The sequence below is a fragment of the Candidatus Streptomyces philanthi genome, assembly GCF_059553635.1.
Window position 1 is genome coordinate 1 of the sequence record NZ_JCANQV010000275.1, and the last position, 7,556, is coordinate 7,556.

Sequence of the window (7,556 nt, forward strand, 5' to 3'; positions counted from 1 at the left end):
GGGGCGGTCGTCATCGGCGCTCTCCCTTCGCGTGGCGGTCCGGCCCGCCGTCCGTGGCGGGCTCCGGCCCGGGCGGCGCCCCGGGGGTGCCGGACATCAGGGCGGCGTACTCGGGGTGGTCCCGCAGCAGCTGGTGGTGGGTGCCGACGGCGGTGATCCGGCCGCCGGAGAGCAGCGCCACCCGGTCGGCGAGCAGGACGGTGGAGGGGCGGTGCGCGACGACCAGCGCGGTCGTCGTCGCCAGGACCTTGCGCAGGGCCGCCTCCACCAGCGCCTCGGTGTGCACGTCGAGTGCGGAGAGTGGGTCGTCGAGGACGAGGAAGCGCGGGCGGCCGGCCACCGCGCGGGCCAGGGCGAGCCGCTGCCGCTGGCCCCCGGACAGGGTCATGCCCTGCTCGCCGACCTGGGTGTCGGCGCCCTCCGGCAGCGCGCCGACGAAACCGTCGGCCCGGGCCACCGCCAGCGCCCGGTGGAGGTCGGCGGAGGCCAGGCCGTCCCCGCCCATCAGGACGTTCTCGGCGACCGTCGCGGAGAACAGCGTCGGCTCCTCGAACGCGACCGCCACCAGGGCGCGCACCTCGTCCGGGTCAAGGTCCGCGAGGTCGCGTCCGTCGAGGGTGATCCGGCCGGCCGTCGGGTCGTACAGCCGGGGCACCAGCGCGGTCAGGGTCGTCTTCCCGCTGCCCGTGGCGCCGACCAGGGCCATGGTCTCGCCGGGGCGTATGTGCAGGTCGACGCCGCGCAGTATCGGCGGGGCGTCGTCGGGGGCGTCCGGATAGCGGAACTCGACGTCCTCGAACACCAGTCCGTCGGCGGTCGGGGTGCCGCTTCCGCGCCGGGCGCGCCCCTCCGCCGCGCGCGGCTCGTCCGCCGGCGCGTCCATCACCTCGAAGTAGCGGTCGGTCGCCGTCGCGGCCTCGTTGCTCATGGCGAGCAGGAAACCGATCGACTCCACGGGCCAGCGCAGCGCCAGCGCCGTCGACAGGAACGCCACCAGGGTGCCGGCCGAGAGGACGCCGTCCGCCACCTGGAGCGTGCCGAGGACCAGGGCGACGGCGAGCGCCAGCTCCGGCAGCAGGGTGATGGCACCCCAGATGGCGGCGAGCAGCCGCGCCTTGTGCAGCTCCGTGCCGCGCAGCCGGTGGGCCAGATCGGTGAAGGCGCGGGCCTGGCTGCGGTGCCGGCCGAAGCCCTTGATGATCCGTATGCCGAGGACGGACTCCTCGACGACCGTCGTCAGATCGCCGACCTGGTCCTGCGCCCGGCGCGCCGCCAGCGCGTACTTCGCCTCGAACACCGAGCACAGCACCATCAGCGGCACGACGGGCGCGAGCAGCACCAGCCCCAGCGACCAGCGCTGGACCAGCAGCACCGCGCAACCCACCACGATCGTCACACCGTTGACCAGCAGGAACGTCAGTGGGAACGCGAGGAACAGCCGCAGGATCTGGAGGTCGGTCGTCGCCCGGGAGAGCAACTGGCCCGAGGACCACCGGTCGTGGAAGGAGACCGGCAACCGCTGCACATGGCGGTACAGCGCCGCGCGCATCGCCGCCTCGACGCCCGTCAGCGGGCGGGCCACCAGCCAGCGCCGCAGCCCGAACAGCCCGGCCTCGACGCACCCGAGCAGCAGCAGGAGCCCGCCGCCCAGCCAGACGCCGCCCCCGTCGCCCGCCGCCACCGGCCCGTCCACCATCCACTTGAGGACCAGCGGAATGACCAGCCCGACGCAGGACGCGACCGTTCCCACGAACGCCGCGGTCACCAGCCGTGCCCGTACCGGCCTGACGAACGGCCACAGGCGCAACAGCGAGCGCACGGCGGACCGTTGGTCCGGCTCGTCGGACGGGGAACGCGTCGGGACGCTCGCTGTGGCAGTCACACCCGCGAGATTAAGCGGGACCACTGACAACGCTCACAAGGTTTTCCGCCGGACCGGCCCGGCCCGCCGCTTCACCCGTACGGACGGTGGCGGAACGCCCGGGAAAGGTGGGGAATGCGGCCCGTCACACGTCAGGACCCCGCCGGCGTTCCAAAAACCTGCCGGTCCCTCACAATTCGGTGTATGTCCGACCGTGCGCAGGACCCCGCACCGCCGCCCGCGGCCGAGCCGGGCCCGGCGGCCCCCGCCCGCCCCGGCGCCGCCCCGCGCCGCCGGGCCCGTACCGCCGTCCTGGTGGCGGTGGTGAGCGCCTGCGCGGCGGCCGCCCTCGGCCTCGGGGCGTACGCGCTGTTCGGGGGACGACCCGACCCGGAGCGGACGATCAGGATCACCCCCGCCGACGGCGCACGCGAGGTGTCCGGTGACGCGAGGTTCCGCATCCGGGTACCGGACGGGCGGTTGCAGCGGGTGGTGGTCCGGCGCGACGGGGACGACGGGCCCGCCGCCGTGCCGGGGCGGATCTCGCGCGACGGGCTGAGCTGGCGCCCCCTGGAGAAGCGGCTGGAGCCGGCCGCCCGCTACACCGTCGACGCGGTCGCGCTCGACGGCCGTGGCAACCGCGTCACCCGGCACACCGGCTTCCGCACCCGCGTCCCCCCGTTCCTCGCGTACTTCTCGCCCGACGACGGCTCCACCGTCGGCACCGGCATGATCGTCTCGCTGAACTTCACCCGGCCGGTGACCGACCGCGCCGCCGTCGAGCGCGCGGTGACCGTCTCCGCGAGTTCCGGTGTGGAGGTCGCCCCGCACTGGTTCGGCCGCCGGCGGCTGGACTTCCGGCCGCGCGAGCGCTGGCAGCCGGGCACCACCGTCTCGGTGGACCTGCGGCTGCGCGGTGTGAAGGTCCGGCCCGACGCGTACGGGACACAGCGGAAGACGGTCGGCTTCCGCGTCGGCCGGGACCAGAGCAGCGTCATCGACACCGCCGAGCACACGCTGACGGTCAGCCAGGACGGCCGGGAGGTCGCGTCCCTGCCGGTGACCGCGGGCGACGACCGCAACCCCACCTACAACGGGAAGATGGTGATCCTGGACCGGCGCCCGGTGACCCGGATGGACAGCAAGACGGTCGGTTTCGGCGGCGAGTACAACATCCCCGACGTCCCGCACGCGATGCGCCTCACCGTCTCCGGCACCTTCCTGCACGGCAACTACTGGACCCCCGACGACATCTTCGGTCACGAGAACACCAGTCACGGCTGTGTCGGCCTGCCCGACGTCCAGGGCGGCGACCTGGACACCCCGGCGCGCCGGTTCTTCGACCGCTCGCTCGTCGGGGACCTGGTCGAGGTGCGCAACTCACCCGAACGCACCGTCGCGCCGGACAACGGGCTCGGCGGCTGGAACATGCCCTGGGCGCAGTGGCGGGCGGGCAGCGCGCTGACGTGACGCCCGGGACGACTGTGACCAAGTGCACCAGGGGCGCTGCGGTTAACGCGGGCTAGCCTTCCGTGCATGACTGTGAACCTTGAGGTCTCCGAAGGCGTCGGCACCCTCCGCCTGGACCGCCCGCCGATGAACGCACTGGACGTCGCCACCCAGGACCGCCTGCGCGAGCTGGCCGCGGAGGCCACCCGGCGCGAGGACGTACGCGCCGTGGTGCTGTGGGGCGGCGAGAAGGTGTTCGCGGCCGGCGCGGACATCAAGGAGATGCAGGCCATGGACCACACCGCGATGGTGCTGCGCTCCAAGGAACTCCAGGACGCCTTCACCGCCGTGGCGCGCGTCCCCAAGCCGGTGGTCGCCGCGATCACCGGCTACGCGCTCGGCGGCGGTTGCGAACTGGCGCTCTGCGCCGACTTCCGTATCGCCGCCGACAACGCCAAGCTCGGCCAGCCCGAGATCCTGCTCGGCCTCATTCCCGGCGCCGGCGGCACCCAGCGGCTGGCCCGGCTCGTCGGCCCGTCCAAGGCCAAGGACCTGATCTTCACCGGCCGGCACGTCAAGGCCGACGAGGCGCTGGCGATGGGGCTCGTCGACCGGGTGGTGCCGGCGGACGAGGTGTACGCGCAGGCGCACGCCTGGGCCGCGCGCCTGGCGGCCGGTCCGGCGCTCGCCCTGCGCGCCGCCAAGGAGTGCGTCGACACGGGCCTGGAGGCCGACATCGACACCGGACTGACCGTCGAACGGAACTGGTTCGCCGGACTGTTCGCCACCGAGGACCGCGAGACCGGGATGCGCAGCTTCGTCGAGGAGGGGCCGGGCAAGGCCAAGTTCCGCTGATACGGCCGGTGTTGCCGGGGCGCGTGAAGCGTGGCCGGTACACGATGCCTCGTGCGGGGGAATCGTGGTTCCTTAAGCGTGACTTAACGCAGTCTTGTGCATCCCCGTCGGCCGACTCGCCCACACGGGGGATCGCCGCAGGTCGGCGGGGGTGTGGCCGCCTTCAGGGTGTCGTTGGCATATGCCGTGGGAAAGGCCGGGAAACGGCCGTTCCGGGCGGCGTATTCCCCGGGTTCCGGCCCCGTGGGGGTCGCGTAGCGGCCATGATGGGAGGCATGGCGGGCCTCGAAGGAATGGAGCGGCCGCGGCCGCGCAGCGGCACGGCCGCCGCACCCGGGGGACTCCCCGGGGCGGAGGAGTACGGCGGGACGGTACCGGACGGGCCGGCGCTCGCGGCGCTTGACCCGGTCGGCGACCCGGCGCTCGACGAGGTGCGCCTGCCCTCGCGCCCCCAGTCCGCCGGCACGGCCCGGCGGCTGACCCGCTCGGTGCTGCACGACCAATGGGCCATGCCGCCCCAGCTCACCGAGTACGCCGTCCTGCTGGTCTCGGAGCTGGTGGGCAACGCCGTACGGCACACCGGCGCCCGGATGTTCGGGCTGCGGATGCTCCGCCGCCGGGGCTGGATCCGTATCGAGGTGCGCGACCCGTCGCGCGGGCTGCCCTGTCTGATGCCGGTCCACGACATGGACACCAGCGGCCGGGGACTCTTCCTCGTCGACACCCTCTCCGACCGCTGGGGCGTGGACCTGCTGCCGCGCGGCAAGACGACGTGGTTCGAGATGCGGGTGACCGACCGCTGAGCCGGCCGTGCCGCGCCGCCGCTCCTTGTTGCTCCCCGGGTCGTAAGGGCCGGAATGCGGGACTGGGGCCGCCCGCGGGGTGCGCGGGTGAGGCCCCAGTGCCGGTCTCCGGCGGACGGAAGGGGTGTGTCCGCGGGACCGTGAACGACCTGGCCCGGGTCAAGGGGAGTCGTCGCGCTCGACTATGGCAGGTCGGAGGCGACTTGCCAAAGGTGCAAACCCGGGCAATTCGGCGGTTACTCCATCAATGTCCGGGCGATGCAAGGTGAGGTGTGCCACCAGCCTTGCAATAGGCGGGTCGCTGGACGATTTCTCAGGGACGCGCAGGGGTGCCGCCCCGGTGGCGGGGCGCGGGCAGTCGCCGCCCCGGCGCGTGCTCCGGTCCGCCCGGCGCGATCCGTAGGATGGTCGTTCCCGTGCGCGCGCCCCGGAACCGGCGCGCTGACGGAGGACGGGCCGGACGCGGCCCGGGGACGCACCGGAGAAGGAGAGGTCATGCGGCAGTTGCGCCGTTCGCCCGCCCTGCTCCTGCTGCTGCTCCTCGCCGTCGCCTTCGGCCCCCTGCTGTGCCGCACCGGCGCCGGCCGGGCCCCCGCCCCGGTCACGGCCGTGTTCACCGCGGTGCCCGAAGCCTCGTCCGTCACGGCCGGGGACTCGCGGCACCACCCCCTCACCGCCACCGGGACGCCCGGACGCTGCTCGGGACAGCACGCCCCGAGCCCCGACGAGTCCGCGCCACCGCCCGCCCCGCCCCGCGGCGAACTCCTCGCCGCCGCCCCCGAGGGCCCTGCCGTCCCGGCGTACGACGACCTCGCCCGGCTCGCCCTGAGCCGTTCGCCCCTCGACCGCGCGCCCGCCACCGGACCCCCCGAGCTCCAGCCCGTCCTGCGGATATAGGCCGCTGCCCACCGCACCGGCCCGATCACCCCTCCGTACCACTGGAGCTTCCGCATGCCCGCATCCGCCTCTCCCACCCGCAAACTCGCCGCCATCGGCGCCGTCGTCGCCCTCGTCGTCGCCGTCCTGGCCATCGGTATCGCCGTCGGCAAGGCCGTCGAGGGCGACCGCGACGCCGGCCGCGGCGCCTCGGAAACCGCCTCCTCCGGACCGCAGCGCGACCCCGAACAGCAGAAACTCTTCGACGACCTCGCCGAACGGACCAACCGCCGCCAGGACGGCGACCCGATGGCCATCGGCCGCAAGGACGCCCCCGTCGTCCTCGTCGAGTACGCCGACTACCAGTGCTCGTTCTGCGGGAAGTTCGCCCGTGAGACCCAGCCCGAGCTGGTCAAGAAGTACGTGGACGCGGGCACGCTGCGCATCGAGTTCCGCAACTTCACCCTCTTCGGCGCGGCCTCCGAGCGGGCCGCCCGCGCCGCCTGGGCCGCCGGGCAGCAGGGCCGGTTCTGGCAGCTGCACGACACGCTCTACGCCGAGCCCCGCAAGGGCGAGGCCCTGGCCGAGGACAAGCTCGTCGAGATGGCCCGCGAGAGCGGCGTCAAGAACCTCGACCGGTTCCGTGACGACATGAACGGCTCCGCCGCCTCCCGCGCCCTGAAGAAGGACCAGGAGGAGGGCTACCAGCTCGGCGTGCAGTCCACCCCGTCCTTCCTGGTCAACGGGCAGCCGGTGTCCGGGGCCCAGCCCACCGCCGTCTTCGCCCAGGCCGTCGACGAGGCCGCGGCGATCGCGAAGGACCGGAAGGCGGACAAGGGAGACGGCAAGTGACCGACATCGGCTACCTCGCCGCGTTCCTGGGCGGCGTCCTCGCGCTGATCAGCCCGTGCAGCGCACTGCTGCTCCCGGCGTTCTTCGCGTACTCACTGGCGACCCCGGGCCGGCTGCTCGCCCGCACCGGGGTGTTCTACCTGGGGCTCGCCACCACACTCGTCCCGCTGGGCGCGGCCAGCACCGCGGTCAGCCGAGTGTTCAACGGCCACCGGGACCTGCTGATCACCCTCGGCGGCTGGGTGGTCATCGCCATGGGCCTCGCCCAGATCCTCGGGCTCGGCTTCGCGTCCCGCAGGGCCCAGGCCGCCGCCGCGCGGATCACCCCGCGCTCCGCCGTCTCCACCTTCCTCCTCGGCTGCGTCTACGGCCTCGCCGGCTTCTGCGCGGGCCCCATCCTCGGCGCGGTGCTCACCGTGACCGCGTTCAGCGGCTCGCCGGTGTACGGGGCGTCGATGCTCGCGGTGTACGCGCTCGGCATGGCGCTGCCGCTGTTCCTCCTCGCCCTGCTGTGGGACCGCTTCGACCTCGGCCGGCGCGGCTGGCTGCGCGGCCGGGCGTTCACCGTCGGACGGCTGCGGCTGCACACCACCTCGCTGCTCTCGGGCCTCTTCTTCATCGGCATCGGCGTGCTCTTCCTGGCCTTCAACGGGACCAGCGCACTGCCGGGCATCCTCGACGCGGAGTCCGAGTCCCGGATCGAGGAGTGGGCCGCGCGCATCGGCAACGGCGTGCCCGACGTCGTCCTCATCGCGCTGGCGGCCCTCGCCGTCGCGGCCGTCCTGGGGCGGATCGCGCTGCGGGCGGGGAAGGAGACGCCGGGGAAGGAGACGCCGGGGAAGGAGACGCCGGGGGAGGAG

At 73.8% G+C, this 7,556-nt stretch carries 7 protein-coding genes; 6 read left to right on the forward strand and 1 reads right to left on the reverse strand.

All coding sequences use genetic code 11. The annotated features are described in order from the left end of the window. Nucleotides 1-10: 10 nt before the first annotated feature. Nucleotides 11-1,882, reverse strand: a complete 1,872-nt coding sequence (locus AC51EU_RS24320) for an ABC transporter ATP-binding protein (protein WP_496269190.1) — start codon at nucleotides 1,880-1,882, stop codon at nucleotides 11-13. A gap of 183 nt (nucleotides 1,883-2,065) precedes the next feature. Between AC51EU_RS24320 and AC51EU_RS24325 the strand changes: the two genes are divergently transcribed. The 6 genes from AC51EU_RS24325 to AC51EU_RS24350 form a co-directional block, all read left to right on the forward strand. Further along, a complete protein-coding gene (locus AC51EU_RS24325; RefSeq protein ID WP_496269191.1) occupies nucleotides 2,066-3,331 on the forward strand; it encodes a L,D-transpeptidase in 1,266 nt (421 codons plus the stop codon). Nucleotides 3,332-3,397: 66 nt separating this feature from the next. Then, nucleotides 3,398-4,165 (forward strand): enoyl-CoA hydratase/isomerase family protein, encoded by a 768-nt coding sequence (locus tag AC51EU_RS24330; protein ID WP_496269192.1) that lies wholly within the window; start codon nucleotides 3,398-3,400, stop codon nucleotides 4,163-4,165. Nucleotides 4,166-4,428: 263 nt separating this feature from the next. Beyond that, on the forward strand, nucleotides 4,429-4,968 hold the full coding sequence (locus AC51EU_RS24335) for an ATP-binding protein (protein WP_496269193.1): 540 nt from the start codon (nucleotides 4,429-4,431) through the stop codon (nucleotides 4,966-4,968). Nucleotides 4,969-5,463: 495 nt separating this feature from the next. Further along, nucleotides 5,464-5,865 carry a hypothetical protein gene (locus AC51EU_RS24340; protein WP_496269194.1) on the forward strand — a complete coding sequence of 134 codons (402 nt, stop codon included), beginning with the start codon at nucleotides 5,464-5,466 and terminating at the stop codon, nucleotides 5,863-5,865. 54 nt (nucleotides 5,866-5,919) lie between these two features. Further along, nucleotides 5,920-6,696 (forward strand): DsbA family protein, encoded by a 777-nt coding sequence (locus AC51EU_RS24345; protein ID WP_496269196.1) that lies wholly within the window; start codon nucleotides 5,920-5,922, stop codon nucleotides 6,694-6,696. Continuing rightward, a partial coding sequence (locus AC51EU_RS24350; RefSeq protein WP_496269197.1) for a cytochrome c biogenesis CcdA family protein occupies nucleotides 6,693-7,556 on the forward strand: 864 nt, incomplete at its 3' end. The genes AC51EU_RS24345 and AC51EU_RS24350, both read left to right, overlap by 4 nt.

What these genes read in the sequence shown, in the direction of transcription:
- AC51EU_RS24325 (WP_496269191.1), top strand. Translation starts at nt 2,066, where the DNA reads ATGTCCGACCGTGCGCAGGACCCCGCACCGCCGCCCGCGGCCGAGCCG.
- AC51EU_RS24330 (WP_496269192.1), top strand. Translation starts at nt 3,398, where the DNA reads ATGACTGTGAACCTTGAGGTCTCCGAAGGCGTCGGCACCCTCCGCCTG.
- AC51EU_RS24335 (WP_496269193.1), top strand. Translation starts at nt 4,429, where the DNA reads ATGATGGGAGGCATGGCGGGCCTCGAAGGAATGGAGCGGCCGCGGCCG.
- AC51EU_RS24340 (WP_496269194.1), top strand. Translation starts at nt 5,464, where the DNA reads ATGCGGCAGTTGCGCCGTTCGCCCGCCCTGCTCCTGCTGCTGCTCCTC.
- AC51EU_RS24345 (WP_496269196.1), top strand. Translation starts at nt 5,920, where the DNA reads ATGCCCGCATCCGCCTCTCCCACCCGCAAACTCGCCGCCATCGGCGCC.